Annotated in this window: 24 protein-coding genes and 3 pseudogenes; 12 read left to right on the forward strand and 15 right to left on the reverse strand. The window is 59.0% G+C overall.

Annotated elements, in window-relative coordinates:
* From ACP15U_RS18765 to ACP15U_RS18810, 10 genes and pseudogenes are all read right to left on the reverse strand, one after another.
* A complete protein-coding gene (locus ACP15U_RS18765) occupies positions 1–1,239 on the reverse strand; it encodes an ABC transporter substrate-binding protein (RefSeq protein WP_407496257.1) in 1,239 nt (412 codons plus the stop codon).
* A 33-nt stretch (positions 1,240–1,272) separates the two neighbouring features.
* Complete coding sequence (locus ACP15U_RS18770) at positions 1,273–2,082, reverse strand: ABC transporter ATP-binding protein (protein WP_043753147.1); 810 nt, start codon at positions 2,080–2,082, stop codon at positions 1,273–1,275.
* Positions 2,083–2,092: 10 nt separating this feature from the next.
* Entirely contained in the window at positions 2,093–3,166 is a 1,074-nt protein-coding gene (locus ACP15U_RS18775; RefSeq protein ID WP_028095207.1) for a branched-chain amino acid ABC transporter permease, read from the reverse strand.
* 3 nt (positions 3,167–3,169) lie between these two features.
* Complete coding sequence (locus ACP15U_RS18780; RefSeq protein ID WP_142494382.1) at positions 3,170–4,057, reverse strand: branched-chain amino acid ABC transporter permease; 888 nt, start codon at positions 4,055–4,057, stop codon at positions 3,170–3,172.
* Positions 4,058–5,977 carry an AMP-dependent synthetase/ligase gene (locus ACP15U_RS18785; protein WP_204114532.1) on the reverse strand — a complete coding sequence of 640 codons (1,920 nt, stop codon included), beginning with the start codon at positions 5,975–5,977 and terminating at the stop codon, positions 4,058–4,060. It abuts the gene before it with no gap.
* Positions 5,970–6,776 carry an ABC transporter ATP-binding protein gene (locus tag ACP15U_RS18790; RefSeq protein WP_036538081.1) on the reverse strand — a complete coding sequence of 269 codons (807 nt, stop codon included), beginning with the start codon at positions 6,774–6,776 and terminating at the stop codon, positions 5,970–5,972. The genes ACP15U_RS18785 and ACP15U_RS18790 overlap by 8 nt, the downstream gene beginning before the upstream one ends.
* 37 nt (positions 6,777–6,813) lie before the next feature.
* Positions 6,814–7,668 (reverse strand): SDR family oxidoreductase, encoded by an 855-nt coding sequence (locus ACP15U_RS18795; protein WP_028284935.1) that lies wholly within the window; start codon positions 7,666–7,668, stop codon positions 6,814–6,816.
* 104 nt (positions 7,669–7,772) lie between these two features.
* Positions 7,773–8,939: an acyl-CoA dehydrogenase family protein gene (locus tag ACP15U_RS18800; RefSeq protein ID WP_185959053.1), complete on the reverse strand. Its 1,167-nt coding sequence runs from the start codon at positions 8,937–8,939 to the stop codon at positions 7,773–7,775.
* Positions 8,936–10,147 (reverse strand): CaiB/BaiF CoA transferase family protein, encoded by a 1,212-nt coding sequence (locus ACP15U_RS18805; protein ID WP_142494384.1) that lies wholly within the window; start codon positions 10,145–10,147, stop codon positions 8,936–8,938. The genes ACP15U_RS18800 and ACP15U_RS18805 overlap by 4 nt, the downstream gene beginning before the upstream one ends.
* A gap of 123 nt (positions 10,148–10,270) precedes the next feature.
* Positions 10,271–10,693 (reverse strand): annotated as a pseudogene (locus ACP15U_RS18810) (IS66 family transposase); the annotation flags it as partial.
* On the opposite strand from ACP15U_RS18810, the gene ACP15U_RS18815 reads away from it, so the two are divergent.
* A complete protein-coding gene (locus tag ACP15U_RS18815; RefSeq protein WP_425046604.1) occupies positions 10,650–10,883 on the forward strand; it encodes a hypothetical protein in 234 nt (77 codons plus the stop codon). The pseudogene ACP15U_RS18810 and the gene ACP15U_RS18815 sit on opposite strands and share 44 nt — an antisense overlap.
* Positions 10,884–10,895: 12 nt before the next feature.
* Here ACP15U_RS18815 and ACP15U_RS18820 read toward each other — a convergent pair.
* A pseudogene (locus ACP15U_RS18820) lies at positions 10,896–11,291 on the reverse strand (efflux RND transporter permease subunit); the annotation flags it as partial.
* Between the two features lie 113 nt (positions 11,292–11,404).
* Here ACP15U_RS18820 and istA point away from each other — a divergent pair.
* From istA to ACP15U_RS18840, 4 genes and pseudogenes are all read left to right on the forward strand, one after another.
* Positions 11,405–12,973, forward strand: a complete 1,569-nt coding sequence (gene istA / locus ACP15U_RS18825; RefSeq protein WP_218394080.1) for an IS21 family transposase — start codon at positions 11,405–11,407, stop codon at positions 12,971–12,973.
* A pseudogene (locus tag ACP15U_RS18830) lies at positions 12,903–13,052 on the forward strand (ATPase); the annotation flags it as partial. The gene istA and the pseudogene ACP15U_RS18830, both read left to right, overlap by 71 nt.
* 587 nt (positions 13,053–13,639) lie before the next feature.
* A complete protein-coding gene (locus tag ACP15U_RS18835) occupies positions 13,640–14,197 on the forward strand; it encodes a DUF7146 domain-containing protein (RefSeq protein WP_255552485.1) in 558 nt (185 codons plus the stop codon).
* A gap of 13 nt (positions 14,198–14,210) precedes the next feature.
* Positions 14,211–14,981: a DUF2493 domain-containing protein gene (locus ACP15U_RS18840; RefSeq protein ID WP_255552486.1), complete on the forward strand. Its 771-nt coding sequence runs from the start codon at positions 14,211–14,213 to the stop codon at positions 14,979–14,981.
* 121 nt (positions 14,982–15,102) lie between these two features.
* Here the strand turns inward: ACP15U_RS18840 and ACP15U_RS18845 are convergent, their stop codons facing one another.
* Positions 15,103–15,438 carry a hypothetical protein gene (locus ACP15U_RS18845; protein WP_218394081.1) on the reverse strand — a complete coding sequence of 112 codons (336 nt, stop codon included), beginning with the start codon at positions 15,436–15,438 and terminating at the stop codon, positions 15,103–15,105.
* A gap of 594 nt (positions 15,439–16,032) precedes the next feature.
* Here ACP15U_RS18845 and ACP15U_RS18850 point away from each other — a divergent pair.
* The 4 genes from ACP15U_RS18850 to repC all read left to right on the forward strand — a co-directional run bounded on the left by ACP15U_RS18850 (position 16,033) and on the right by repC (position 20,510).
* Positions 16,033–16,371, forward strand: a complete 339-nt coding sequence (locus ACP15U_RS18850; protein WP_037207756.1) for a DUF736 domain-containing protein — start codon at positions 16,033–16,035, stop codon at positions 16,369–16,371.
* A 228-nt stretch (positions 16,372–16,599) separates the two neighbouring features.
* Entirely contained in the window at positions 16,600–17,955 is a 1,356-nt protein-coding gene (locus ACP15U_RS18855; protein WP_218394082.1) for a ParA family protein, read from the forward strand.
* Positions 17,952–18,995, forward strand: coding sequence for a ParB N-terminal domain-containing protein (locus tag ACP15U_RS18860; RefSeq protein WP_218394083.1), 1,044 nt, complete (start codon positions 17,952–17,954; stop codon positions 18,993–18,995). The genes ACP15U_RS18855 and ACP15U_RS18860 overlap by 4 nt, the downstream gene beginning before the upstream one ends.
* A gap of 234 nt (positions 18,996–19,229) precedes the next feature.
* Positions 19,230–20,510 carry a plasmid replication protein RepC gene (repC, locus tag ACP15U_RS18865; RefSeq protein ID WP_218394085.1) on the forward strand — a complete coding sequence of 427 codons (1,281 nt, stop codon included), beginning with the start codon at positions 19,230–19,232 and terminating at the stop codon, positions 20,508–20,510.
* A 12-nt stretch (positions 20,511–20,522) separates the two neighbouring features.
* Here the strand turns inward: repC and ACP15U_RS18870 are convergent, their stop codons facing one another.
* Complete coding sequence (locus ACP15U_RS18870) at positions 20,523–21,650, reverse strand: tyrosine-type recombinase/integrase (RefSeq protein ID WP_255552487.1); 1,128 nt, start codon at positions 21,648–21,650, stop codon at positions 20,523–20,525.
* 113 nt (positions 21,651–21,763) lie between these two features.
* On the opposite strand from ACP15U_RS18870, the gene ACP15U_RS18875 reads away from it, so the two are divergent.
* From ACP15U_RS18875 to ACP15U_RS18885, 3 genes are read left to right on the forward strand one after another with little or no spacing between them, the layout of a single operon-like run.
* Positions 21,764–22,717 carry a DUF1403 family protein gene (locus tag ACP15U_RS18875; RefSeq protein ID WP_204114541.1) on the forward strand — a complete coding sequence of 318 codons (954 nt, stop codon included), beginning with the start codon at positions 21,764–21,766 and terminating at the stop codon, positions 22,715–22,717.
* Positions 22,714–23,319 carry an SMC-Scp complex subunit ScpB gene (gene scpB / locus ACP15U_RS18880; RefSeq protein WP_204114542.1) on the forward strand — a complete coding sequence of 202 codons (606 nt, stop codon included), beginning with the start codon at positions 22,714–22,716 and terminating at the stop codon, positions 23,317–23,319. Before ACP15U_RS18875 ends, scpB begins: the two co-directional genes overlap by 4 nt.
* Positions 23,316–24,257 carry a DUF2971 domain-containing protein gene (locus tag ACP15U_RS18885; RefSeq protein WP_204114543.1) on the forward strand — a complete coding sequence of 314 codons (942 nt, stop codon included), beginning with the start codon at positions 23,316–23,318 and terminating at the stop codon, positions 24,255–24,257. The genes scpB and ACP15U_RS18885 overlap by 4 nt, the downstream gene beginning before the upstream one ends.
* A gap of 31 nt (positions 24,258–24,288) precedes the next feature.
* On the opposite strand, the gene ACP15U_RS18890 is transcribed toward ACP15U_RS18885, so the two are convergent.
* Both ACP15U_RS18890 and ACP15U_RS18895 read right to left on the reverse strand, forming a co-directional pair.
* On the reverse strand, positions 24,289–24,852 hold the full coding sequence (locus ACP15U_RS18890) for an ImmA/IrrE family metallo-endopeptidase (protein WP_204114544.1): 564 nt from the start codon (positions 24,850–24,852) through the stop codon (positions 24,289–24,291).
* Positions 24,852–25,208 (reverse strand): helix-turn-helix domain-containing protein, encoded by a 357-nt coding sequence (locus ACP15U_RS18895; protein WP_133357971.1) that lies wholly within the window; start codon positions 25,206–25,208, stop codon positions 24,852–24,854. Before ACP15U_RS18895 ends, ACP15U_RS18890 begins: the two co-directional genes overlap by 1 nt.
* Positions 25,209–26,101: the final 893 nt, after the last annotated feature.

The raw sequence follows: 26,101 nt of genomic DNA on the forward strand, positions 1-26,101 counted from the left end.
TCACTGCTCGTATTTCGCGGAACTCTCTTTAACCACACCCCACACAACGTCCGTGTACTCAGAGATCCAGTCGGTTTGCGGCACCCAAGTCTCTCCGTCCCACATTTCGATACGGGTCTTGCCCCCGCCGCCATGATCTTCGGCCGTCACCGTAATGGGGGCCATCAGCCCGTTCGCGTCATAGCCCTCAAGCGACTCCAGTCCGGCCTTGTAGGATGTCGGAGTGATCGGCAGCCCCTCGGCTTCCGCCGCCTTGCGCGCGGCTTCGAACATGATCGAATACATGGCCAGCCCGGTGTTGTAGAAAACGTCCTGCGTCTTCTCGATCGGGCCGGATCCCTCGCCCTTGTCATAAAGCTCGGCCATGATTTCCTGATACAGGGCAATATCCTGACCGCCCACGACATTGGTCCCGCGCTTGATACCTTTGGCGGCCTCTTTACCGATGTTGGCGATATCGACTTCGTTCAGCCAGTTGACCGAGATGTATTTGTCCATCGGAATGCGATTGCGCTTCATCTCTTTCGAGGCAACCACATGGGCACCGCCCAGCATCCAGACGATCACATGATCGGGCTTGTCGCGGCGCACCTTGGACCACACGCCGGCCTGGTCGCTGCCAGGCAGTGGCACGGGGTACAGTTCAAGCTCGAAACCCTCTTTCTCGGACAGGGTTTCCAGGATCTCGATCGGCTCCTGCCCGAAGGGATAATCGAAGTAAACAAACCCGACCTTCACATCTGACAGATCGCCGTCATGCAATTGCTTGATGTAGGCGACATCGTTGGCGGCCTGTCCCCAATAGGTCGGCCCGATCGGATAGACCCAATCGAAGACGGTGCCATCAACGGCATCGCCGCGCCCGACAAGAGACTGCATCAGGATACGCCCGTCTTCCATGGCCCGCGGCAGGATAGCCAGAGACACCGGAGTGGACAGGGTATCGAAAACAAAGACGCCCTCGCGGCTGAGTTTCGAGTAGCACTCGATTCCGCGCTGCGGTTCGTTCCCGTGGTCACGCACGATGACTTCGACCGGTTCCCCACCGATGCCGCCCTTCATGTTGATGAGCTTGGCAAGGTCCATCGCGGCCTGCGAAACCTGCGGCGTGGCAAAGGTATAGGCTTTGCTGAGATCGTAGCAGATGCCGATCTTGAATGGCTCGGCCAGCGCCTGGGTGCCAAACATTGCTCCGCCGAACATTGATAATACGGCCAACGCTTTGGTAAGTTTCTTCATTTGTTCCTCCCTGAACAGCTTCTGATTAGTACCTCAACTCAACCAACGTTTGCGTCGGCTGTAGTGCTTGACGTTGTGAAAATCGGTCTCTCCGCCGCCTAGATAGAACTCCTGAATGTCGGAGTTAGATTTGAGCGCCTCGGCGGTGCCGTGCATAACAACGCGGCCGTTTTCGATAAGGTACCCTTGCGAAACGATTTCCAGAGCCGCCAAGGCGTTCTGTTCCACCAGCAGGACGGACAGGCCCTCATCCTTATTGATCTTTTGCAGGATGCCGAAGATTTCCTCGACCAGGAACGGAGCAAGCCCGAGACTTGGTTCATCAAGCATCAACAGCTTCGGCTGGGTCACGAGGGCCCGCCCAATGGCAAGCATCTGTTGCTCACCACCCGACAAATAGCCTGCTTGCGAATTTTTGCGTTCGGCAAGCCGCGGAAAATATCCGTAGATCTTTTCCTTTTCCGCATTCAGCGTTGATCGGGACATTCCGCGTGGCGCGGCGGCGGTCAGGTTCTCGTCGGGGGTCAGGTGTTCGAAGACCCGCCGCCCTTCGATGACATGACAGATGCCCATCTCGACGCGTTTTTGCGCGAGCGCTTCGGTAATGTCCGTTCCCTGGAACGTTATCTCACCTCGGCTGATGCGTCCGCGCTCGGCTTTCAAAAGACCGCTGATCGCTTTCAACGTGGTGCTTTTTCCCGCTCCGTTAGAACCCAAAAGTGCGATCATCTCGCCCTTTGGAACCTGAACCGAAACACCTTTGATCGCCAGCATTACATTGTCGTACAGCACCTCGACACTGTTCATGGACAGAATGTTCTGGGCTTCAACTTTTTCTTGCATCGGCATTCCCCTATTTCTTGAACTGATCGAAGGGCCAGACCATCAGATAGTCTCTGATGTTGCCGTAGAGTTTTCCCAAACCGAGTGGTTCGATCAGAAGGATAATGACGATCAGTGCGCCATAGACTGCGTTCGGGATGTGAGCGAGTGTTTCAACATCGATCTGCATGCCAAGCCCGTCACTCAACGTGACGACGAGACCGTTCACGATACCCGGAACAAGAAGGATCAGGGCAACACCGAAATAGGAACCGATAATGCTGCCAAGGCCGCCAACAATCACCATCGCAAGAACCTGGATCGAAACGGCAACCGAGAATTGCTCGGGTGCGGCGAGAAAGAAAAAGGTGGCAACAAGCAACGCACCGCTGACGCCTGCGATGAACGAAGAAGTCGCGAATGCGAGGATTTTGTAGTAGAAACTGTTCACACCCAGGATCGCGGCCGCAAAGTCTTTTTCCCGGACAGCGACCAAGGCGCGACCGAGTCCAGTCCGCTTGAGATTAAGCATGAAGATCGTCACCAACACACACCAGCCGAAGGCGACATAGTAGAAGCCAGTATCAGTGGTAATCTCTTGCCCGAGCAGCGCCAATGTCGGTGACTGGAGCGACGCGTGTGAGCCCCCCGAGATCGCCGGAGAGTGGGTCAGAACCCAGTCCATCACGAATTGCATAGCGAGAGTAGTGAGAGCGAGATAGAGGCCCTTGACCCGCAAAGCGGCAAAAGCGAACAGGCTGCCGATCACGGATGACGTCAATCCGCCGATGATAAGGGCGAATTCCCACGGCACCCCGAAACGCGCGGCATGGATCGACGAATACGCTCCAACGGCCATGACTGCAGCATAACCCAAGTGAAGTTGGCCTGCCCAACCTGTCACCAGATTCAATCCAAGCGCGGCGGCCGTCCAGATCAGCCAAGGAAGCATGTAGCTGTTCAGATAAAGCGACGGGATGATGAATGGCGCGGCAAGGCCAATCAAGAAGATGAATGCTGTCAGATTCCGGTCAGCAGGCACCTTGAAGATTCGGCTGTCCGAAACGTAGTTGGCGTGATGGACGCCAGAAAGTCTGTAAAACATGCCTTACACCCTTTCGATGTCGTGACGACCGAACAGCCCGTGCGGACGGATCATGACGGTAAGAATGAGCACGGCAGCGACGATAAGCTCACGGCTTCCGCCTCCGACAAGCGGATCGAGGAAATCAGCGCCAACGTTTTCGACGACGCCCAGGATGATGCCTGCGATCACGGCGCCAAGGATACTGTCGAGACCACCGAGAACGGCAACCGTCAGACCTTTGAGAAGCAACAGCGACAGCGCCTGATCGACACCCTGAATCTCGCCCCAGATAACGCCAGCGGCGACGGCAACAACGGATGCCAATGCCCAGGACAACCCAACGCCGCGCTCAACCGCGATACCGACCGACCACGAAGCCATGTAATCATCCGCGATCGCCCGCAACTTGATCCCGGTCCGGGTTCGGAAAAACAGCATGAATGCGACAAACAAGGCGAGCGCAACACCGGCACCAACCAGATGGATGCGGCTGATGAAGATGTCGCCCAGGAACAGCGGATCATAGCTGACGCCCAGTTCCATCGAACGCGACGTCCCGCCCCAGATCGCAAGCGTTGTACCCCGCAGGAAAATGTCGAGGCCGAGTGTCAGCATCAAGATCATGACAACCGGCCGACCTGCGAGACGGCGCAGGGCAACACGCTCAATGCCGAACCCAAGGCCTAACATTACAACCGCAGCCAGAGGGATGGCCAGCCACAAGGGTAAACCCACGTCGCGTGCCAGCGCCAGGACCACATAGGCCCCGACCATGGTCAACCCGCCCTGCGCCAGATTGGGCACCGAAGATGCCTTGTAAATCAGCACGAGGCCGATGGCGAATAGCGAGTACAGCAGACCCGTCAAGGCTCCGTTGATCGCAAGCTCTGATAGAAAGACCCAGTCCATTTATACCTCCCTGATGGGAAGGCTTCTTTCGACCTTCCCTACTTCCCCGGTCTCGTAAGTCACCTGCGCGCTTACATGGACCTCTTTTGAACCGTCGTAGAGCGCCGCGATCACGTCAGCATAGCGTTCCTGAACGACCTTCCTCCGCAGTTTTCGGGTTCGCGTGATTTCACCATCGTCCGGGTCGAATTCTTTCGGCAGACTGACAAAGCGTTGCAGGCGCAATGGTTCGGTGACGGCCTTGTTGACCCGTTGGAAGGCCTCGCGAAGCAACGTCGCGACCTCTTCACGCTGAGAAAGATCGGCATATGACACGTAAGGTACGCCGTTCACTTCGGCCCAGTGCCCCACGGCCTCGAAATCCACGCAGACCATCGCCGTCAGTTCCTTCAGCCCGGCGCCAATCACGGCCGCATCCTTGATATACGGGCTGAATTTCAACCGGTTCTCGATGTAGTTTGGAACGTAACGTTCACCGTCGGCGGTGTGCATGACCTCGGATACACGCCCCAGAACAACCAGGTGTCCGTCGTCCTCCAGATAGCCGGCATCACCTGTATGCAGCCACCCGCCGTCAAGGGCTTCGGCGGTCGCTTCGGGTTTGTTGAAGTACCCTTTAAACACGCTGTCCGAGCGCACCAGGATCTCACCGTCTTCGGCAATGCTGACCTCGACGCCAGGCGCGGGTTTGCCAACCGTATGAAGACGGACCTCGCCCGGAGCCTGAATCGCGTTGATCGCGCTGTTCTCGGTCTGGCCGTAGAGCTGACGCAACTTGATCCCCAGGGCGCGGTAGAACACAAAGGTGTCTTCCCCGATCGCTTCACCGCCGGTGAACGCATTCTTGAGGCGGCTCATCCCGAACTGGTCCTTGATCGGACCGAAAACAATCGCCTCGCCCAGAAGCCGGCCCAATGGCTCAAGAACACCGCCGCTTTTGCCATTCAGCTTGCGCGTTTCCGCCGCGATGGCCCGATCCATGAAAAAATGGTACAGCCACTTCTTTAAAGGGGTCGAATTTTCGATACCAACCTGGATTGTCGTCAGCATCTGGTCCCAGCTTCTTGGCGCCGCCAGATAGAATGTCGGAGCGATCTCGCGCATGTCGCGCACGACCGTTTCCTGGCGCTCAGGCACATTCACGGTGAAACGCCAAAGGAGTGCCGCGGCAACGGTTATGGCGTAGTCTCCCACCCAGGCCATCGGCAAGTACGCGAGGATCTCCTCATTTTCGTCGAAGGCACCCGCCGCATGTCCATTCCGAGCAGCAGCAAGAACGTTCTTCTGACTCAGTACGATGCCCTTCGGCGCGCCCGTCGTTCCGGAGGAGTGCAGAAAAATGGCCGGATCTTCCGGCTTCGCACGACTAAGCAGTTCCTCACGCAGGCCCGGGGTTTCGTTCAGATCGTGCTGACCAACTTCGATCAGGTGATCCCAGGACAACAGTCCTTCAACCTCGTAGAAGCCAAGACCGCGCGCTTCATCATAAATGATGTGGTCGATGCCCTCGGCGCCCGCGTCCTTCAGTTCCAGGATCTTGTCAACCTGTTCCTGATCTTCGGCGATGGCCGCGACGATTTCGACTTCGCCAAGAAAGTGCCGGAGTTCTTCGAGCGTCGCGCCGGGATAGGCAGGCATTGCATAGGCACCCAGCAACGAAATAGCCAGCATTCCGCCATACAGCCGCGCCCGGTTGTCGCCCAGGATAAGCACCGCCTTGCCCGGTGTTACGCCGATTTTCTCAAGCCCGGCCGCGCAGGCCAGCACCTCTTCGGCGTATTCCGCCCATGTGGTTTCCTTCCAGATCCCACGCTCTTTTTCGCGAAGCGCGATTTCCGAACCGTGTTTCGAGGCGTTCCGCGCCAGAATTGCGCCGATCGTGTCGCCGCCCGAAGACTGTTTCTTCGTCAAATCAGTCATGCGACCCTCCGATATATGCCTCGATGACCCGCGGGTCCTTCACAACCTCCTTGGGGATGCCACTGGCGATCATTTCACCATAATTCAGGGCCAGCATCCGATCACAAATGCCGGTGATGACATCCATATGGTGTTCGATCAGCAGAACGCTGACGCCGCGTTCGGCACGGGCATCCAGAATGAAACGGGACATATACCCTTTCTCTTCCTGGTTCATGCCGGCCATCGGTTCATCGAGAATCAGCATCTGTGGCTCGGCCACCAATGCCCGCGCCAGCTCGACCCGTTTTTTCAACCCGATCGGAAGGCCATCGACCAACTCATGCCGGATGCTCTCGAGTTGTAGAAACTCGATCACCTCTTCGACGATCTTGCGGTTTTCGATTTCTTCACGCTGTGCTGCCCACCAGTAAAGCGCGGTGCGCAGAACGCCCGGTTTCATGTGGATGTGCCGCCCCAGCAGGATGTTGTCCAGAACGCTCATCCCGTTGAACAAGGCAAGATTCTGGAACGTCCGGGCGACGCCGAGCTTGGCAACCTTGTGAGGTGCCGTACCCGTGATTTCCTTTCCTGCCAACCGGACAGTCCCCACATTCGGTGGGTAGAACCCGGTAATTGCGTTCGTCAGTGTTGTCTTGCCGCTGCCGTTCGGGCCGACAAGTCCAAAGATTTCCCCCTGCCGAATGACGAGGTCCACACCGGTGACAGCGACGATGCCGCCGAACCGTCGCTCGACCCCGCTGCACTCCAGTATCGCCCCATCATCGGCTCCGATTGCTGTTTTAATCTTAGTCGTCATCTAGATATCATTGTCCCCCTAAGGTTCACGGCCAACATCAGGTAATCCGGAAGTAGTCCGGCCGCCCCGTTGGCCATGGATCCCCCCACAATTGCTGCCCACCGTCGATGTTCAGAACTTCTCCGGTTACGAATTTCCCTGAATTCGCCGCCATATAGACAACCCCTTCAGCGACATCCCATTCGTCCCCGGCGTGCCGCATCGGGTTGGAGTCCTGAAAGGTCGCAGAACCCTCCGGAGGGTAGTTCCCGAAACCGTTGCTTTCGCAGCAACCCGGCGCCACGCAGTTCACTCGGATACCGTGCGGGGCCCACTCCACCGCAACCGACTTGGACAGGTAAACTACCCCTGCCCGGGCCGCACAGGTATGCGCGATGCCGGGCATGCCGCGCCAGATATCGGCCACGATGTTGACGATGGAGCCCGATTGCTTGTTGGCAACCCAGTGGCGCGCCGTGGATTGCATCATCCACCACGTGCCGTTCAGGTTGGTGTCTATGACCGCATTCCAGCCCTTTGGACTAAACTCCAACGCTGCTTGCGGAAACTGACCCCCAGCATTGTTCACCAATACGTCAATCGCCCCGAACTCCTGGTTCGTCTTGGCGACAAAATCCTCGACCTGCTCAGGCTCCCGGATGGTCATAGGCACAGCGAAAACTTCGCCCCCGAAACTTTCAAGGAACTCCTTGGCCAAAGCCAGTTTCTCTTCGTTGCGTCCATTGATCGCCAGATTGGCCCCGAGCCTTGCGAACAAGGTCGCAATTGCCAGCCCCAATCCGCCTCCGGCCCCGGTCACCACAACGACTTTGCCGGTGAATAAACCGCTTGCGTAAACGGTTGCACGTTTTGATAGGTCCTCCCTCGAAGACCCAAACTGCGTCTTATTCATGACGCCTCCTCCCATTCCCATTAGGGGCAGCTGCCAGTAATCTAACGGGTGTTAGAAAATTGGTCAAGACAACTTTTCCCACCAGCCCCGCCCGTTATCTCCGATCAGTAAGACTTTGGAAGTCCAAGGGCTTTTTCTGCTATGAACGACAGAAGCATCTGCGGTGTCACCGGTACGATGCGGAACAGCAGAGCTTCACGTACCAGTCGCTCCACGTGATATTCCTTAGCATATCCGAATCCGCCAAACGTAATTTGCGCGGCTTCGGTCGCCTCGACCGCGGCGTCGGCGGCCAAAAGCTTGGCGGCGTTCGCCTCGACGCCGCAGGGTTCTCCCGCATCGTAGAGGGCTGCAGCGTGCATCACCATGAGATTGGCAGATTCCACTCGCGCCCAGGCTTTGGCGAGTGGATGCTGAACACCCTGATTTTGGCCGATCGGGCGGTCAAAAATCACACGTTCGTTTGCATAATGCGCCGCTCGCGCCAGTGCGTTGCGCGCAATACCGATGCATTCACCGGCCACCAGGATGCGTTCGGGATTCAACCCGTGCAAAATTTGCCTAAAGCCTTTGCCCTCCTCCCCGATCAGGTCCTCAGCCGGAATCGGCAATCCATCGATGAAGACTTCGTTCGAATCGACAGCCTTTCGACCCATCTTTTCGATCTCTCGCACGTCAACGAAATTTCGGTCGAGATCTGTATAGAACAGGCTCAGCCCTTCGGTCGGGCTGCTCACATCCTCTAGCCGCGTTGTTCTGGCCAGAAGCAACATCTTGTCCGCCACCTGCGCGGTAGAAATCCAGACTTTTTGTCCGTGCACGACATATCTGTCCCCCTGCCGCACCGCCATGGTCTTCAGCTTTGTGGTGTCTAACCCGGTCGTCGGTTCGGTTACGGCGAAACAGGCCTTTTCATCGCCTGCTATTAGAGGGCCAAGCATACGCGCGCGCTGCTCATCGGTCCCAAACTTCACCACCGGGTTGAGCCCGAAAATGTTCATGTGGATGGCCGAGGCTCCGCTTGCGCCGGCCCCCGACTCGGCAATTGCCTGCATCATTATGGTCGCCTCGGTGATCCCCAGACCCGCGCCGCCGACAGCTTCTGGCATGGCGATACCTAGCCAGCCGCCATCGGCCATTGCCCTGTGCAGATCATGGGGAAAACCACCGTTGCGATCCCGATCCAGCCAATAGTCGTCGTCGAACCCTGCGCAAATCCGCAGAATCTGGTCGCGAATCTCTTGTTGGTCGGCGGTCAATCGAAATGTCATAGCGCGCGCCCTCCCTCCAATCTTACGAGCCCAGCCTCACATAGGGCAGCGATCCGCTCATCGTTAAAACCAAGATCACGCAGAATGCTTTGGCTGTCTGCGCTAGGCGGTCGTCCCAGCCAACGAAGCTGACCGGGCGTCGCGCTGAGATGAGGGACCGGACCAATGACCTGGGTCTGTTCGCCGTCGACCGACACGATGTCCCCACGATGGCGTATCTGCTCGTTCGTCATGATCTCTTCGACGCTCAACACACGCGAGGCAACCGCATCATGGCGGGCGAATACCGCTTCCACTTCCTTAGCCGTGTGCTGCGTGACGAAATCATTGATCGCGTCAAAGACCACCGTCATGTGCCGCGACATCTCGCCCAATGTCGCGAACCGCGGGTCATCGGCGAGGGCATCGCCTCCGACCGCCCGCAACAGGCGCTGCGCGGTTTCCGCGCTCCCTGCCGAAACGCTCAGCCACACCCCATCGGACGTTCGGAACATCCCCCCCGGAGCAAAGTCCATCGGCTGGCGCAGCCCATTGCGTCGCGGCGAGAGGTTCGCGCCAGTCAATGCGGGAACAGGATAATCCATCAACCGAAGCAGGGCCTCGAATACTGCAATATCGACGACCTGACCGCGTGCTATCCCCTTTTCGCGAGCAAATAGCGCGATCATGATTCCCAAAGCGCCCATTAGCCCTGTCGTGCTGTCAGCCGCCGGAAAGCCGGGGTGCATCGGCGGCCCGTCGGGAAAACCGGTCAGATGCGCTAATCCACTCATGGCCTCCGCAGCACGCCCAAACGCTGGCAGGTCGCGCATCGGACCGTCCTGTCCGTAACCTGAAACCCGCAAGACAACCAAGTCCGGGTTCCAATCGTGCAAGACGTCTGGCCCAACACCGGCACGTTCCAGCACACCCGGTCGGAAATTCTCGATCAGCACGTCGGCATCTTCGACCAACTTTCGCAGGATGTCCCGGCCCTCGTCGGACTTCCAGTCCAGACCTAGTGTTTTCTTGTTACGGCCCAAAGTCTTCCACCAGACGCCCACCCCATCCTCTGCCTTGGGTCCAAGGTCGCGCATCATATCCGTCCGGTTGGGGGCTTCGATCTTGATGACATCTGCACCAAAATCCGAGAGTAAAGCTGCCGCAAGTGGTCCGGCAATTACGTGACCAAGTTCTATAATCTTCAGTTGATCAAGGGGTCCAGACATCTGCACTTTCGACTTTGCTAATTTTCTAATGGTTGTTCGATTCCTAGCAAAGGCGAAGTCGGATCTCAAGATTCAAAGGTAATCACCTCCCCGAAAACGTAACCGCCCGGTTGTTACCATGGATCAGTTCATTGGCGTCCAGTTCCATGGAAGCGGTTCGTTGAGCGGGTTGGTCATGTGATTGTGGATGCGGTCGAGGATTTCGGCCAGCCAGGCTTGCCGATCGAGGCCGTTCATCTTGGCTGTCTCGACAAGAGACATCGCCCGGGACAGCGTTTCGCCACCGCTGTCGGAGCCTGCAAAAAGCCAGTTTTTTCGCCCGATGCTGATCGGGCGCATGACGCGCTCGGCGGTGTTGTCGTCGATGCCGACGCGGCCATCTCCAAGGAAGAGCTCGAATGACGGCCAGCAGCTGAGACCATAGCGGAAGGCCTTCGCGAGATCGCCCTTGCCGGGAATGCGTAGCAGTTGGGCCTCGGTCCATGCCTTGAAGGCCTAGACCATGGAGCGGGAGTGCGCCTGGCCTGCTGCCAGCCGCAGTTCCGCTGTATTTCGTGCCCTCACGAATTATGGCCAGCCGTGCGTTCTTTCAGGCCTGCGGGACGAAGCGCTCGTCTTTGGCGGCACCGAAGTGGCTCCGACATTCGGCGGTTTTCTCGAAGGCGCGCTTGAGGCGGCGGAATATGCCTACACCGTCCTTAAGATGGGTCGAGGGCGCTCAGAGAAGCGCTTATAACTGCATCTGCGTTCAGGCTGTCGCTGGGGAACCTGAAGTAGCGTTTTCTTTTTTGGGCGGCTTGATCCGGAAGAACAGTGCATAAAATACCGGAACCGCGACCAGCGTCAGGATCGAGGCGAACGCGAGGCCACCCATGATCGTCGCGGCCATCGATGCGAAGAAGGCGTCTGGTAAGAGCGGAATCATACCGAAAATCGTTGTGCCCGCAGCCAGCACGACGGGCCTCAAACGGCTGACCGAGCCATCGATCACCGCCTGATAGTCCTCGACACCTTCGGCGCGTTGCTGATCGATTTCTTCCACCAGCACAATGGCATTCTTCATCAGCATCCCGGAAAGGGACAAGAAGCCGAGAAGCGCCGTGAACGTGAACGGTAGCCCAGTGAACAGCAGACCGAGAACCATCTGTGAACCGGCATGCAAAATTGACCCTGTAGAGGGGTGATCGGCGTCCAAAAATGACCCCCTTACAATGATGTGGATGATGCCCCCGAGGTCATCGGGGAGCGCAGTGTGGGATGTTGGTCGTGGAGACGATAGCGAAGATCCGGCGGGCGTATTTTCAGGACAAGAAGTCGATCAAGCAGATCTGCCGTGAGCTGCGGGTATCTCGGAACACGGTGCGCAAGGTGATCCGGTCGGGTGCGACGGAGCTCACCTATGAGCGAACCATTCAGCCGCAGCCGAAGATCGGGCCCTGGAAAGACATGCTGGACGAGATGCTGGCGGTGAATGCGCGGAAGCCCAAGCGCGAGCGACTGACCCGCATTCGGATCTTGGAAGAACTTCGGGCCCGAGGTTATGATGGCGGCTATGATGCCGTCCGGCGATACGCGGCCTCCTGGTCCAAGGAGGAAGAGGTGGCATCTGCCGCGGCCTATGTGCCGCTAAGCTTCGATCCGGGGGAAGCCTACCAGTTTGACTGGAGCCACGAGATCGTGGTGATCGACGGCGTGACAATCACCGTGAAGGTCGCCCACGTTCGCCTCTGCCACAGCCGGATTCTGTTCGTGCGGGCCTACCCGCGCGAGACGCAGGAGATGGTGTTTGACGCGCACGACAAGGCCTTTGCCTTCTTCGGTGGAGCCTGCGCGCGGGGCATCTACGACAACATGAAGACGGCGGTGGATACGATCTTCGTCGGCCGAGACCGCGCCTACAATCGCCGGTTCCAGCAGATGTGCGGGCACTATCTGGTCGATCCGGTGGCATGCACCCCGGCCTCGGGCTGGGAGAAGGGCCAGGTCGAGAACCAGGTCGGTGTGGTGCGGCGACGGTTCTTCGTGCCCCGGCCGCGGTTCAAGAGCCACGCCGAGCTCAACGCCTGGCTCGAGGATCGCTGCGTTGCCTGGGCCAAAGCCAATCCGCACCAGGAGCTTCGGGATCGAACGATCTGGGATGTGTTCCAGGACGAGCGCGCGAGTCTCGTGCCCTACGTGGGTCCGTTCGACGGCTTCCATGCCGTGCCGGCGTCGGTCTCGAAGACCTGCCTCGTCCGGTTCGACAAGAACCGCTACTCCGTCGATGGCCGGGCGGTTGGTCGTCCTGTCGAGATCCGCGCCTATGCCGAGCGGGTCGAGCTCTGGCAGGACGGCAAGATCGTGGGGCAGCACGCCCGAGCCTTTGGGCGCGACAAGGCCATCTACGACCCGCTGCACTACATTCCGGTTCTGGCTCGCAAGCCTGGGGCCCTCCGGAACGGTGCCCCCTTCAAGGACTGGGACCTGCCGGCGGCGATCAGGCGCGTGCAGCGCAAGCTTGGCAAGGTGCCGAACGGCGACCGGCAGATGGTCCAGATCCTCAGCATGATCCCGATCGATGGGCTGGATGCAGTGGACGCTGCCTGTGCCGAAGCCCTGAACGAAGGGGTTCCCGCGGCCTCAGTCGTCCTCAACATCCTGGCCCGGCATCGGGAGCCGCCACCGCCGCTGACCATCGATACACCGGAGGCGTTGCGACTGACCTGCGAGCCCGTGGCCGATTGCAAACGCTACGACAGCCTCAGGAGACCCAACCATGGAAAGATCACAGGTGCTGGACGCGATGAGCCAGCTGAAGCTCTACGGCATGAAGGCCGCCTACGATGAGATCATCACCACGGCGGTGAAGCGTCAGCACGAGCCGCAACAGATCGTCGGCGACCTGCTGAATGCCGAGATCGACCAGGTGACGTCCTGGCTGGCCACCGAAATCCTCGCGCTCAGCGAGTTTTTGACCTCGTACTGGGAAGAGATCGATGACGCGATGTTCGAGCACCTTTGGCAGACCGAGGTCGACGCTGTGCCGGAGTTCACCACCTCGAAGATCACGCTGATCTGCGGGCTTCTCCTGCCGATCTGGGACCGGCTACCTGCCGACAACATACGCATCTATCGCCTGCAAACCGAAGACGGGGAACGCGCCATCGGCCGTCTGGTCAGCCAGGAACAGCGCTCGAACGTCTACGCGCGCCTTGGGCTCGACTGCCAGATCGAGATGTCGCCGCAGGAGGAGCTCGCGGCCGTGATGGACGCCAGGACGACCCTGAACCTCCTCGGCGGTTACCAGCTGCGCAGGTCGCTCGTCATGGGGCAGCCGAGGTGTGAGCTGATCGGCGCGTCCGGTGCGGCCCTGCCCGCACTGAAAGCCATGGGCTGCTTCACCGAGGTTATCCAGTGGAAGACGCGGGTGTTCATCCCGGTGGACGGTACTGACGTGCTGGCGCGGGTGCTCGCCGAGCATCCAGTTGGCGCAAGCGTCGCAGATGCTGCCGCATGAACCCGCGGCGCAGCATCGCAGACCTCTCGGCCGATCTTGCAGACCAGGCCGAGAGTTTCTGCCGCCAGTATTTCCCCGAGGGACGCAAGCAGGGCAATTATTGGCAGGTCGGTGACACATCGGGAGCAAAGGGACAGAGTCTCGCGATCCGACTGCAGGCGGAAAGCGGGCGCAAGGCCGGGTCCTGGCAAGATTTCGCGACGGGTGAATTTGGCGACTTGATCGACCTGCTGCAAGAACGGCTTGGTTCGGTGACACTCAAGGAAACGCTAAGGGAGGCCCGGTCCTTTCTCGGCGAGGCCCCCTGCCCTGCCGTAACTCGTGAAACCCAAAGGGCTGAGCGCCACGATACTGCCTCCAGCAAACGCATTGCGCGGGCGCGCAAGCTCTTTGCGGCTGGCAAGCCAGTTCTTGGCACCTTGGCCGCCACCTATCTGCAAGGGTGCGGCATCACGCGCCTCGGTCCCGCGCTCCGCTATCATCCGCGGGTCTTCCTACGTCAGGGCGAGGACGATCCTGATCTGGCAACAAGGTCCCCTGCCCCAGCCAGATGAGGTCGAACTCGCCATGGCGACCCTCTTTGATACCACCATCGGCCTCCTCACCGGCAGCCAGTTGGAAGACAATCTCGAAGAGATGCTCTGGTCCCTGACCTCGATTTTCCATCGCCGGCTGACCCATATCCAGAAGCTTCTCGAGGACAACGAATTCGAGGTCCGGGAAAGCCTAGCCATCCAGGACGGCTCCGAGGTCGCCTCGGTCGAGCTCGAGCGCCTCCAGATGATCGGCCTCAAGCTCTGGGACCATCGCGACGCTTTCGAGCAGATGCGCGATCTGGCCGTGGACCACTTCTCGGCCGCCACCGGCTCGCCCTGGCTGCCCCGCACCGGGTCCAAGGTCTCGCATCGCGGCCTGACCTCCGCCGTGGTGGACAGCCGGGCCTATCTCTCGGCCAAGCGCCGCAAAGAGACCGAGGTGCATTGCCCCGAAGGCACGCGGATCGCTTTCTCGGGCGGGGACTATCAAGCCTACGATCTGATCTGGTCCGTCCTCGACGCCACCCACGCCAAATACCCCGACATGGTGCTCCTGCACGGCGGCACACCCAAGGGCGCCGAGATGATCGCCGCTCGGTGGGCAGATACCCGCGGTGTCACCCAGGTGGTCTTCAAGCCCGACTGGAAAAGCCACGGCAAGGCCGCCCCTTTCAAGCGCAACGACAAGATGCTCGAGACCATGCCGCAGGGTCTGATCGCCACCCCCGGTTCGGGCATCACCGAGAACATCGTCGACAAAGCCCGCAAGCTCGGGATCCGTATCAAGAGGATCGGGGCCTGAGGCCCCGTTTATCCCATGACATCAGTCGGAGCGCCTTGTGCGGTTCGCTCTATGAGTTCGCAGAGGTGCGCAGTTCTGCGGGATTTGGTCTGTCAGACTGCTGAGAGTGCGGATGAGATTTCTAGCTGGTCGCCGTAGCGGGCCTTCCTGATGCCTCGTGACGCTCGCGTCGTCCGGCCGTCAGTGGGATATTCGCCGAGAGGCAACCCATGTCGGCCAGGAAACTGACCAATCCGACGCTCGTCTTGAACTTGCGAAATTTGAAGACGCTGCGGCTTGTCACAAGCATCTTCGCATCCTGACCATCCTTCGTCACCATGTGCACGACCCAGGAGCCATACCAGCTGTTATGGCGTTTCTCGGCGGTCTGGTTGCAGATCACCTCGATGAGATAGCCATCTGAGAGCAGATCGCGCAGGCCATCCTCGATGACCACGTTCGGTGTTGCGCCGTCCAACTGCTTATCTTCTTCACTTATGCCGACACGTATCGGGATTGGAGCGGGCCGGAGCTTCTACCTGATCTTCCGAGTCGCATGCGTCGTTGCTCAGTTTCGCGATGCCGTACGGGACATCCTCGAAATTCGCAACGCGGCCAGGATTGAAGCCGTCGGGAAGAGATGCGCATGTCCTCGCCCTGGCATTTCAACTTCTCCAGCCTGTCAGATCACTTTCTGCTTGAGGTCCCTGGTTGTTCGACCGAGGAACTGAACGCGGGCCGGTGTTGCGTTGCGACGGATCGTAGTCTGTATCGAACGATCAGCCATGTCTGGCGAGGCCCCTTCGGCGTTCTTGGCGTTGGCTGTTGTCTGATCTCCCTTCGTGGCCCCCCGCACTTCTCCCGATGTCTGAGTTGCATGACATGCTGGTCGCAGCTGTCGTCCCGCCCACAAGGGTTGTCGCCGATCTTTTTCCCCTGTCCCTGCGGGCCATTCCGCGCGCACCAAAAAAACCTGCGCCTGCCCCTCTCCGCTGCGCTTCGCCTTCGGTGTGGCCAGGCCTTGGCCAGCTGCAAGGTGACCATCATTGCAACGCAAACAAGGAGAAGAGCAATGACCACGAACTGCATCAAATTCACCAGCGCCGACATCGAAACCGCCAAGGGCACAGGCTCCATCTCGACCCTGACCTTCGACCTCGACATCACGGTCGAACCCGTCGCGAGTACGAACCCGATGGCCCCCACGCACCGCGTCCTCGGCCGCTCCCCGCGCGGCAAGCTGGTCGAGTGCGGCGGCATCTGGAAGAAGCAGAACAAGGAGACCGGCGCCGACTACTACACGCTGACCATCCGTGACCACGGCTTCAACGCCAACCTCGGCAAGGCCGCGAACCAGGACGATCTGTCCCTGCAGGCCGTCATCCCCTGGGGCCCGAAAGACGCCGCCTGAGCCAAGGGCCAGACCGCTTCGGCGGTCTGGCTGCACCAGGCTCCGAGGTTTTTGCACGCGTGCAAAATCACCTCGGCGGTTCAGGTTGCTGTCCGTATTTTCAATCGGTGTAGCCCATATTGTGCGCCGGAAATCCTGTAGGCGTACAATATCTGTACATTTCCTCAAAAACCGTGCTATTTACAACTCGGAGCGATTCCGTGAGAGAGTCGAAATGAGAGCGGTGTAATGGGCGGCAGTATAGAACAGTTCCTTCAAGAGCTCGAGCGGGGCCTTGGCCGGACCATGGTCTCGGTCAACAAGGAGTTGACGATGCGCGAGCGCATCAAGCGCTCTTGGTCGATGCGCCAATGTGCTCGCTTCCTGAACATTAGCCATCAGCATCTGACGAAGTTCGCTAAGGACAATGAGGATTTTCCTGCCGGCAAGCATGTAGGGCGCGAGCGTGTTTTCACCCTGACGGAGCTGATGCACATCCGGGCTTTGATGGCTGCCTCAGCAAAGCGGCCTGAGCATTTTCTTGCTTGGCGCAAACCCGACGATCCTTTGCCCGTTATTTCGTTTGCAAGTCAGAAAGGTGGAACGGCGAAGTCGCTTAGTGCTGCGCACTTCGCTCAGTACCTGAGTCTGCACTACGGCATGCGAGTCGGCGTCATGGACGCTGACCCCCAGAGCACGATCACGCTCTATTTTGTCGGCGGCGAAGAAATGCCAACTTTGCCAGATGACGAAACTCCGACGATGGTTGACTTCGCGGGGCTGTTTCAGACCGACGAATCCATCCCCTACACTGACTATGATGCGGAGACGCTTGACGGGTTTTTCAAGAAAACGTCCTGGCCGGGCGTGCGGCTAGTACCTGCGCATGGCGAAACCTCAGAAGGTGAAATTCAGATCGCGAGGTTGTTGCGAGCGGGCACCCCGGAAAAGCGGTTCTACAGGTTCCTAAGAGACTCCATAGATCGTTGGAAAGAGGGGAATCCACCGGTCACCCGTCCGAATGAACTGGTGAGCAACGGTAGGGTCGACCAAACGAAGCTTGAAAGTGCCCTCAACGAGACCTTGGACTGCATCATTATCGACTATCAGCCTGCGCTGACACTGTTCCAGCTGAACAATGTGATGGCGTCTACTTCGTTGATTATCCCGCAGACGATGAAGGGGTTCGACATTGCGACCTTGTCCACCTTTGTGACTGGTCTCCTCACTATGCTGCGCCACATTTTCGCGACGGATCGGATCGATATGGGCGGTGCGGCACATATGCTGTTGCCCACGATCGTGCAGAGAACAAATGAGCAAGATCTCACACAGGTCGGCAACCTGCTCGAAAACTGTCCAGATGAGGTGCTGCCGGTATTCTATCTTCGCTCTGATGCTATTTCGAACGCGTCGGACGTTTATCAATCCGTCTACGAGTACGACCCAGATACGCCAGGCAAGCGAAAAGGCATCAACAGGTTCATCGAGAATGCTGACGCTGTGAATGACGCCATCGTCTCACGCCTCTGGCCTGGTCTTGAGCGTGGCTATGCCGAGGATTGGATGCAGAACTTCTACAATTTCGAGGAGGAAGCCGAATGAAGCGAACACTGAGCAGCTCGGTCCTCAAGAAAAAGCCCACGCGCCCAGATGAGGATGTGTCTGCGGCTCCTGGATCTGGTGCAAGCGATCAGATTCACGAAGACGAAGCGAAACTGGTTGGTGGGGTTAAGCCAAGACTGGGCGGCTCTGGCAGTGCTTGGAAGGCCGGAGCGCTTTCAGACGCCAGCCAGATGCTTCACGTTGAGCGCGCACAGGTCGTGGAGCGCATTCTCGCGGGTCGACATGAGTTACAGATTGATCCGTCTCAGATCGTGGACGTGATTGGATCGGACCGGCGTGAAGATTGGCGCGACCAAGAGGCATTTGAGAAGCTCAAAGAGAGTATCGAGAAGAATGGTCAAGATACGCCCATTCATGTTCGGCCAGCGGATCCTGATTGGCGACCGGATGAACGTGAGCCCGAGAACGTAGAAGGCGTGACATTCCAGTTGATCGTGGGTCGGCGACGCCATGCGATCCTTGAAGCTTTGGGATTGCCTGTCCGCGCCATTCTGGTTCCACAATCCCTTCGGGGTTCCCGTGAAGAGCAGTTCGAGATGCTATTCATGCGCTTCCGGGAGAATGAGGAACGTGAAAACCTCAGCGCTTTCGAGCGCCTGGTTTCGATAGGCGAGATGTTTGAGCGGCTACAAGATGCCAAACCGAACGAGAAGATAACCGCAACCGAGTTCGCCAAGCGTGTGGGTGTCCATAACAGCGCGGTATCACGTGGTCGCGCTGTCTATGCCGCTAGAGCTGAGATTTTGCACGCGTGCAAAGATGTCTACGATCTCAGCCACCGTGACCTCGAAAAGGTTCTTGGTGACCTGACTGAGAAGCAGTCCAAGCCTGTAAAAAAGAAATCACAAAGCCCAAAGAAACTCACGGTACAGCGAAAGATCGGTTCGCGGAAATTGAGTGTCACAGGGCAGGGCGGGAAGCTCTCGGTCGCTGCCACGGGGTTAACATTGGACGAGGACATTCTCAGAGGTTTGAGTGATGTCATCGCTGAGTATTTGGAGAAACACGGATCGAAGTAAGAGGCAGGAGCCGCGGAGACGGTGGTCTTCGATCCAAACGAGGTAAGAAACAGGAGCGGATATGCTTTGAGATAAAGGCAAAAGAAAAGCCCCCAAGCTGAGGGCCTGAGAGCTTATCAATATTAGTTTGGTCGCTATCACGATAGTTCTCCGGCGAATCACTGTCAACAGCATCGCTCCTGAGCGAACGGGATTCTTTTGCCCTCCATCAAGCAGAGGAGGCGAGAACTATCCATGAAACATACAGGTTGGCGCAAGCCGACACCGGGTCTTGGCATTGCAGAGCAGCTTGCCAAAGCCGGTGAACAGGTGGCTGTACCCAAAACGCGGGCCTTCGTGGCCGTGAAGCGGGTGGGGGCCTACATTGGCCTCAAGGCCGGAGACATGATGCTCCTCGACACGCTCGGGGCCTTTACGCAGGCCCAGGACTGGGACGAGGGGCAGCGCCCGATCGTCTGGGCGTCGAACGCCTATCTGATGGAGCAGACGGGCTTCTCGCTCTCCGCACTCAAGCGGCATGCGCGGCGGCTGGCCGAAATCGGCGTGATTTCCTTCCAGGACAGCCCGAACGGCAAGCGGTGGGGCCGCAGGGACGCCGAGGGGCGCATCATCGAAGCCTATGGCTTTGATTTGTCGCCGCTGTCGGCGCGTGTCGAGGAGTTCGAGGAGCTCCATGCCGATTTGCAGGCCGAGCGCGAGCTCTGTCAGCGCCTGAAGCGCCAGATCACGGTTGCACGCCGTATGATCCGCACTCGGATCGAGGCGGCCGTCAGCAGCGCGCTGCGCGGGCCCTGGACGCAATTCACAGGCCTTTTCGAGGAACTTCTGGACCGGCTTCCGCGCCGTCACGAAGCCTCAGAGCAGCTTGCACGGCTGCTGGGCTGGTTCAAGGAGCTTCAGGAACGCGTTGAAGCTGCCTATCTCAAAGCAACCGATGTCGTCCAACTTGTGGAAAACACACCTGAAACCAAGGAACAAGCTTCTGAGAAGACTCAAGAAATGAACCCCAGGGAGGTCATTTCTGACCCTCATATACTAATTACAAACCAACTTAATCCTGTAACTCGTAATTCCTCAGAAAATGAGGAAGTCGCGGCCGTGGTGCCCAATGCTCGACCCGAAGATCAGGTTGATAGGGAGCTGGAAGAATGGGTTGCTGAGGTGCGTAAGAAGCGGGCGGCGCTGGATCTGCCTACTGTTATGCAAGCCTGTCCCGAATTCGCATCCTGGGCGCGCAATATGGGCGGGTTCCTAAAGGATTGGGGCGATCTGCACAGGGTTGCCGGGCAGCTCAGGCCGATGATCGGGGTGTCCGAGCATGCCTGGAACGTTGCGCAAGACCGGCTGGGCAAACAGGTGGCGACAGCGGCGTTGGCGCTTGTCTTCGAGAAGCATTGCGCGGGCGAAGTTTCGTCGCCGGGCGGCTATCTGCGCGGCATGGTCGAGAAGGCCGGGGCAGGGGAGCTGCATCTCGAGCGCAGCTTCTATGGCAGGCTCAGCGGGCAGGCGGCGTGATGGGGCAGAAAATCAGAGACCGGCGGCCTTTGTCAGGTTCACCCGGAACCGATCGCGGCGGCGCTGGTAGCGACGGGTCATCTCTGCCGAGGCATGCCCCAGCTGCTTCTGGACGTAGCGTTCGTCAACTTCGGCCGAACTGGCGAGCCCGGCGCGAAGGCTGTGACCGGAGAACAGCGCCAGGCGCTCTTTTTCGGTCAGCTCGGATCGGATGCCGGCGTCCAATACCGTACGCTTGATCAGGCGCGCGACATGCTTGTCGTTCAGCCTGTTTTCGGAAGCGCGTTTGCCGTCCCTCGACGTACCGACGAAGACCGGGCCGAAATTGATCTTCGCGAAATGCAGCCATTGCTCAATAGCATGCACGGGGCAGGTCTGATCCTTGGAGCCGCGGCCGATCTCGACTTCACGCCAACCGGTCTTGGCGTTGAGAGTCAGGAGGGCGCCTTTCTCCATGATCTCAATCCATCCGCCGGAATCTGGCGTGTCATCTTTATGTACATCGAGGCTCACGATTTCCGAGCGGCGCAGGCCTCCGGCATAGCCCAGCAGCAAGATTGCCCGATCTCGCAGCCCGCGCAGATCGTAGGGCAGGGTGGCTATCATCGCGAGGATGTCCTCGGCGAGGATAGCGGCCTTCTGGACCGGCGGTCGCGCATGCTTACGCTTGATCCCGGCCAGCACGGTGGCGATGTGGCGGTTCTTGCGATCAAGGGTGAAGCCGCGCTGCGCGTAATTCCAGGCGAGACCGGACAGGCGGCGATCGATGGTGCTGACCGACAGGGGTCGGGACGCCGACTGCGAAGGGGAGGTGCCCGACCCGGACGCAAGATCCGCGAGGTACAGGCCGATCATCTCCGGTGAGGGGGGCAGCGGCTCCGCGCCCTTCATCCGGCACCAGCGCGCGAAATGCGCCCAGTCCTTTGCATAAGCCTTCAGCGTGTTGTCAGATGCCGCCGCGCGCGCATAGTCGCGTGCCGTATCGACCAGGCGATCGAGCGTGCCCGAGCCAGCCACAAAGGACGGCAGGCTCAAGGCCTCGCCGTCAGGACCATCTCTCTCGCTGTCCTCGTTGGGCGAAGACCCGATTGGCGGCTCTGAGGTCGGTTTCTCGGTGTTTTCTGACATGTCGCCGAGCATATTCTTTTACGTCCGATAATGCAAACTTATTGGACGTAATTGCGCGCGACATAGCGGGGCGGTTTGCGCATCATATTGTGGACGAAAGCGCCGCGAGAGACTAGTGTTGTGGCATGACATATCAGCCCGCCACCATCTCTGACGACCTGAACACCCTACCGCAGCTGCCGGGCTGGGTCACCTCCAGGCGTGCCGAAACCCTTGAAACTGTGGCCTTTCGGTCGGGGGCGGCGCTGACGGTGCTCGATCAGCTGATCAGTGATCCCAGGCATGGTGTGCCCGTGAAACTGCTCGCCAACCGGCTGGCACTGAGTGCGGCGACGGTCACCTCGAAACTGGAAGGGCGGCTGGCGAGGGAGGCGGACATCCGCGATGCCTATCACCTAGCACCGCCAGGCGAGGCGCGGGGCCCGGATGGCGATCTGCTGGCCTTCTGGCGCGAGGCCGTGCGGCTTCGGGTGAGCGGGACTGGTGAGATCGTCGACCTAGTTGGTCTGGACTTCGCGGGCGAGGTGGGTGCATGGCTTGACGTGGGATTGGAACGCGCACGGACCCATGGTCCGTTGTCGGGTTGCGTCGCAACTCTGCGCGCCGTGCTCGAGGTCGACGACCGGGCTGAACGGACCGCCTGCCTTCTGTCGGATTTGGTACTGGCGCGGGCGCTAAACCGGAGAACCCTGCTGCCGGTGTTAGCGCAGCGGATGACAAAGGCGGCGCTGCGAGACCTAGTTGCAGAAGGGCAGGGGGCCGATCTGGCAGTCGAGGTGCGAATCCTCGAGGCTATCGAAGAGTCGATCCGGTTGGCGCGGGACCTTGCCCGTCGTGCGTACACGCTTCGCACCGTTGCGCCGAAGCTGCGGGCGAAAGGGTCAGATGCAGCGGTTGACCTGTTCCTGACCGAGGATGCCGTGGCCCCGGCGTCGGTGCTGTCTCCAAGAATTCGCGGGACCTCGATTCCGATGACCGATCGCGCCGCGCGGCGGTTTTGCGACCGGCTGGTCGAGCTGGGCGTGGCCCGGGAATTGACCGGACGGCCGAGTTTCCGACTCTACGGGATCGCATCATGACGACAGCGACCAGGAAACGGAAACCGGCGGATGAGGGCGGCGCTGCCTTTGACCGGGAGCTGGACGACTTGCCGCCGGAGTTGCGCTGGCGCGAATGGATGGGGCGGATCGAGGCGGTTCTGTTCGCAAGTGCGTCGCCGGTCGGGCGCGAGGATCTGGCGCGCGTGGTGGGGCAGGGGGCCTCGGTCGAGTTGTTGATCGAGGATATTCAGGCCGAGTTGGGAGGCCGCCCCTATGAACTCACGCAGGTAGCCGGTGGCTGGATGTTCCGGACGCGACCGCAGTTCGCCGAGGCGATCAAGGCGGCGGCCGATCTCGGCGAGCAGTCGCTGGCCTTCACCGAGATGGAAATGGGGGTGCTCTGCGCCATCGCCTATCACCAGCCGATCGACCGGGCGGGCCTGGCGGATATCTTCGGCAAGGAGGTGAGCCGCGATCTGCTGGCCCGGCTGCGCTACAAGGATCTGATTACGAGCGGACCCAGGTCGCCGCGTCCCGGAGCGCCGCATACCTTCGTGACGACCGAAACGTTTCTGGTGACGTTCGACCTGCAGAGTTTACGGGACCTGCCGGAGCTCGAACTAGGAGGTGAAAGTAGTTGAAAACCCCCCGTCGACTCTACAAGTATCGGGCGTTTTCGGACAGAACGCTCAGCGGCTTGGTCGAAGACCAACTCTATTTCGCTGACCCCAGTACCTTCAACGATCCTTTGGACACGAAGCCAAGCATCGAGATCGATTTGGCTGAAGATCAGTTGGAAACCATGCTGATCAAACTGATCGAGCATCGCGTGCACGGCGAGTTGAGTGCGGCAGCTTCGACGATACGATACAGGGGGCCGAAGACACGTGATCACATCTTAAAGCTTAGCCGGCGTCAGGCGGAGCAGATCATTTCTAATATCCGGTACAACGCGACAGATCCCGATCTGCGATTGGAGAACCCGGTTGCCTTCCTTCTCGGTCAAGCCATCCAGCAAGAACTGCTCCGTCGATACGATGGTGGCATCGTGTCCCTTGCCGAACGCAATAATTGTCCATTGATGTGGAGCCACTACGGCGATCAGCACCGAGGCCTCGCCATAGGGTACTCGCTGCCCGAACAAGCCGCCAACAAGGTCTTCAAGATCAAGTACGGTGGCAGCAGTATGGTCGCGGCCAGTATGGTTCTCGCGATGTTAGATGGTGATCGCGGCGCCCGCCAGGTCGTCGACGACGCTGTGCTTCTGAAGAAAGCTCAGGACTGGCGCTACGAGAAAGAATGGCGGCTTATCGGTCGACGTGGTGCACAGGACTCTCCGATCGAATTGGAGGAGGTTGTCTTCGGGATGAGGTGCCCGCTGGCAGTCAAATATGCTGTCGTTAGGGCGTTGGAAGATCGGCCCACGACGGTGAAATTTTACGAGATCCGCCGAAAACCTGACACCTTCCTACTGAACCGATATGCGCTCGATGTCGATGAGATGTTGGCTACCCTGCCCAGGCGATCCCTATCCTTATACGAGGCATTTGAAAGCCTCGATCGAGACAGCTCGAGCTAGGCGGAGGTTTATGCGAGGACGTGATAAGACGTCAACGCCAGCCTGCCGCTTTAGCACGCTTAAACGCGCCAGATATGTTCAACCGCATACGCATTAACTCCTTACTCACACCATACTGCGCTGCCGCCATTTCAATCGAAAGGCGTTGTCTCGCAATCGCGTGGGCGGAGGGACCTGGAACCAACAGGGTTGGTCCCAGCCAATGCGCCTCCTCTTCATCTCGGGCATTGAACATGCGTACACCAGTTTCATCACTCAAAGGCAGCGGGACGTGATGAAGGAGTCCGTGTGCCAGTTCGTGAGCAAGATCCGCCGTTTGACGTGGCTTCTCGTGGCCATCGTTCAAGATCACAAGCCGTGCAGTACCCTTGTGAATGGTGACTGCAGAAAATCCCTTTGCGCCTGTGCATTGCCGAAGGCGTGCGACGTCGAGTGGGTGCTCTTTCTGGAATGACGAAAGATCAACAACGATGTGCTCAAGGTGTTTTGCGAGGCTCCATGGGCACAGTTTTCCGGTTTCAGGGATGCCGAGTTCGCGTCGAACATCCTGAGCGTACCATTCCGCATCGGTCTTGAAGCCCCGCCTTAGTGCCATCAGTGCGTCCTCAGGCCCTCATATGCGGATTGAATGATGCGCTCGAGAGCGTCTGCCTGTTCTTTTCCTAAGTTTGGGTCTGCGCGGAACAACATCAGTGCTTTGGTCAACGACGAGGGCTCGCCATTCTGACTGCTGTCGTGCGCGCGCATGAAATCGTCGGCGCTCAGTTTCGCCCATGAGCACAGAGATGCTAGGCTGTCTACATCCGGTCTCTTCCCTTGCGAGATCCGCGTGAGCGATGAAGCGCTCACCCCCGACTGTTCTGCAACCTTTCTCCAGGTGAGCTTCCGTTCCTCCCGTACCGCGTCCAACGCGGCGTAGAAGCCGTTCCCGTCGAATTGCACACTAGGCATGGTGTTCGACTCTTGCAATTTTCATTTTGGCCCCGTATGTGTTGTTTCAGGATTTCATTATAGCAACGCTGTTGCGAATCCGTAAAGCACAGACACTGCGGCAAATGGGGCGGTTCAATATGAGGAAGAGCATCGAGGACGACCTGAAGGCCATCGGCTTGGGCCTCGACGCTGGCATCCTGCCGACCGTGTTCAATCGGGGGGTCATTCGGCCCGACAGCTCCTCGGTTGTCTTGAAACCTTCGGGCCAGGAGATAGCTGATGCACGGCACCAATCGACACGATCCGCAACCCGACCGTGGGAACGGACCGCCGGAGGGCAAGGGACGACCGGACAATCCCGGGCGCCCGATTCCGGAGCACCGTTCGTCCAGCCAGGACTACGGTCTCGCTATGCGGAAGGCATAGGGGAATGCCGGGACGCGTACCCGGGTCTGCTCGCGTTTCCTCAAGAAAGGCAGATGTGGCTCTTCGCTGAGAGCGATCTGATCGAAGGCCTAGGTAGAAGAGCCGCATTTGCCATTCAACTTCCCTATACCACCAGAAGGCCGGTTCAAGCCTGGGGCTTTTGGACCACTGCTGTCAGTAAAACATGGATCGGGCCGAGGCATACGAATTTTCCCGATGGCTCGATTTGCGCATTCGAGCCGCGAGACAAGACATGGCTTCCCGGCGGTTCGGTGACCGGACTGCTCGACCTATATAGCCTCTGGGCCGTGCGGCATCTCTACCTCGAGAAATACGGAAAATGGCCCGGCCGGCAATCTGTGCCGATTGCAGCTGAGAGACTGCTCGAACTCGGCGACGATGAGTTTTGCGGATGTGAACATCCATTCGGGAAATACGCCCAGTGCTGTCGGTCATCTGACCAGAAGAACACCTCCGGTTCTGAG

Source organism: Primorskyibacter sp. S87 (assembly GCF_049801055.1).
Taxonomy (GTDB): domain Bacteria; phylum Pseudomonadota; class Alphaproteobacteria; order Rhodobacterales; family Rhodobacteraceae; genus JBNAGF01.

Coding starts and splice junctions, on each gene's coding strand:
- ACP15U_RS18765 (WP_407496257.1), bottom strand. CDS start 1,239: ATGAAGAAACTTACCAAAGCGTTGGCCGTATTATCAATGTTCGGCGGA.
- ACP15U_RS18770 (WP_043753147.1), bottom strand. CDS start 2,082: ATGCAAGAAAAAGTTGAAGCCCAGAACATTCTGTCCATGAACAGTGTC.
- ACP15U_RS18775 (WP_028095207.1), bottom strand. CDS start 3,166: ATGTTTTACAGACTTTCTGGCGTCCATCACGCCAACTACGTTTCGGAC.
- ACP15U_RS18780 (WP_142494382.1), bottom strand. CDS start 4,057: ATGGACTGGGTCTTTCTATCAGAGCTTGCGATCAACGGAGCCTTGACG.
- ACP15U_RS18785 (WP_204114532.1), bottom strand. CDS start 5,977: ATGACTGATTTGACGAAGAAACAGTCTTCGGGCGGCGACACGATCGGC.
- ACP15U_RS18790 (WP_036538081.1), bottom strand. CDS start 6,776: ATGACGACTAAGATTAAAACAGCAATCGGAGCCGATGATGGGGCGATA.
- ACP15U_RS18795 (WP_028284935.1), bottom strand. CDS start 7,668: ATGAATAAGACGCAGTTTGGGTCTTCGAGGGAGGACCTATCAAAACGT.
- ACP15U_RS18800 (WP_185959053.1), bottom strand. CDS start 8,939: ATGACATTTCGATTGACCGCCGACCAACAAGAGATTCGCGACCAGATT.
- ACP15U_RS18805 (WP_142494384.1), bottom strand. CDS start 10,147: ATGTCTGGACCCCTTGATCAACTGAAGATTATAGAACTTGGTCACGTA.
- ACP15U_RS18815 (WP_425046604.1), top strand. CDS start 10,650: ATGGAGCGGGAGTGCGCCTGGCCTGCTGCCAGCCGCAGTTCCGCTGTA.
- istA (WP_218394080.1), top strand. CDS start 11,405: ATGTTGGTCGTGGAGACGATAGCGAAGATCCGGCGGGCGTATTTTCAG.
- ACP15U_RS18835 (WP_255552485.1), top strand. CDS start 13,640: ATGAACCCGCGGCGCAGCATCGCAGACCTCTCGGCCGATCTTGCAGAC.
- ACP15U_RS18840 (WP_255552486.1), top strand. CDS start 14,211: ATGGCGACCCTCTTTGATACCACCATCGGCCTCCTCACCGGCAGCCAG.
- ACP15U_RS18850 (WP_037207756.1), top strand. CDS start 16,033: ATGACCACGAACTGCATCAAATTCACCAGCGCCGACATCGAAACCGCC.
- ACP15U_RS18855 (WP_218394082.1), top strand. CDS start 16,600: ATGGGCGGCAGTATAGAACAGTTCCTTCAAGAGCTCGAGCGGGGCCTT.
- ACP15U_RS18860 (WP_218394083.1), top strand. CDS start 17,952: ATGAAGCGAACACTGAGCAGCTCGGTCCTCAAGAAAAAGCCCACGCGC.
- repC (WP_218394085.1), top strand. CDS start 19,230: ATGAAACATACAGGTTGGCGCAAGCCGACACCGGGTCTTGGCATTGCA.
- ACP15U_RS18870 (WP_255552487.1), bottom strand. CDS start 21,650: ATGCTCGGCGACATGTCAGAAAACACCGAGAAACCGACCTCAGAGCCG.
- ACP15U_RS18875 (WP_204114541.1), top strand. CDS start 21,764: ATGACATATCAGCCCGCCACCATCTCTGACGACCTGAACACCCTACCG.
- scpB (WP_204114542.1), top strand. CDS start 22,714: ATGACGACAGCGACCAGGAAACGGAAACCGGCGGATGAGGGCGGCGCT.
- ACP15U_RS18890 (WP_204114544.1), bottom strand. CDS start 24,852: ATGGCACTAAGGCGGGGCTTCAAGACCGATGCGGAATGGTACGCTCAG.
- ACP15U_RS18895 (WP_133357971.1), bottom strand. CDS start 25,208: ATGCCTAGTGTGCAATTCGACGGGAACGGCTTCTACGCCGCGTTGGAC.